Origin of the sequence: Mesorhizobium sp. M7A.F.Ca.CA.004.04.2.1 (assembly GCF_004022825.1) — a bacterium.
In the GTDB taxonomy this organism is placed as follows: Bacteria; Pseudomonadota; Alphaproteobacteria; order Rhizobiales; family Rhizobiaceae; genus Mesorhizobium.
Genome location: NZ_RZPH01001352.1, coordinates 1 through 1,261 on the forward strand (window position 1 = coordinate 1; position 1,261 = coordinate 1,261).

The window sequence follows — 1,261 nt, forward strand, 5'->3', positions numbered from 1 at the left end:
GTGCGGCGTCAGCCGCGTCAGGGCCGAGCCGAGCTCCATTTCATCGGGCAGGAAGCGCAGCATGTTGATCAACAGCGCCATCGGATTGTCTGGGCTCGAAGAAGCCTCGACATCATCGAGATACTGCGCCATCTGGAAGACGCCGGGATCGGTCGTGCCGGAGTTAGGATCCTGTGCCAACTCCAGGAAAGTCGGATTGTCGGCATAGAGAACCAGATCCGTTCCGCCGACCACCTTGGTCAGGAAATTGAAGCCGACCGCCGGATGCAGCGTCGTGGGCGTGATGCCGGAATCGGTCATCGCCGATCCGGTGGCCAGCACATATTCGGCGAACAATTTGTCGATCGACAGGAAATTCAACGGCGCTTCACCATCGAAGTCTCCGGCCACCGTTAGTGCCAGGGCATCCGTGATCTGGTTGTTGAGATCGACGTCGGTGACGAAGTCGCCCGAGAATATCTGCGTGAAGCCGCCCGTGACATCCACTTTGGCCACGACGCCGATGCCCTGATTGGTAAACAGCCCGTCATTGGTGAACTTGCCGCCGCCGAGATCGATGGTCTTGAGGCCGACCATCGAGGCGTCGGCGATATTGTGGAAGCTGTTCGTGCCGCCGCCGAGGTCCATGTTGCCGATCACCCGTCCGAGCGTGTCGGCGCTCTTCGAATTCTCCACATGGTCATCGCCCGATGTGCCGGTGATAGCCAGTGGGCTGAAATCGTCCAGAAGCGATTCCAGGATCGCATTCGTCGGCACGACGGGACCGGGCGCCAACAGGAAGGCTTGGAATGCCTGAAATTGCGACGCCTGGATGGTGAAACTCGGCGTTGCCCCCATCGCATAGAGCAGGCTGTGGTTGTTCAGCGTGTTGTCTGCGCCCCCGACAAGCATCGCCGCCACGCCGGTTCCGGCACCGCCGATCGTGTACTGGCCATTCAGGTTGATGGTGATGTTGCCCTTGGCGCCCTTGGCCGTGCTCTCGCCATAGACAGCCACGGAATCCGCACCTTGCGCGAACAGGCTGTCACCCGCCGTCAGATCGACCGCATGGGCATTGCCGTCGCCTGTCGCGCTCTGGCCGAACATCGCATACGAACTTGCGCCCTTGACCCAGACTTGGCTGTCCGTGCTAGCGGCCGACGCCGCAGCGTCGCCGATACCACCTTGCGAGCCGGCCGCCGACTGGCCCATGGCCAGCGAATCCATGCCGCCGGCGCCACCGCCACCGCCCACCGCCTGGGCAACGACGCCGTGTCCACGG

Annotated in this window: 1 pseudogene; it reads right to left on the reverse strand. The window is 62.4% G+C overall.

From position 1 onward, the window contains the following. Positions 1–1,261: pseudogene (locus EN893_RS34495) on the reverse strand (autotransporter outer membrane beta-barrel domain-containing protein); the annotation flags it as partial.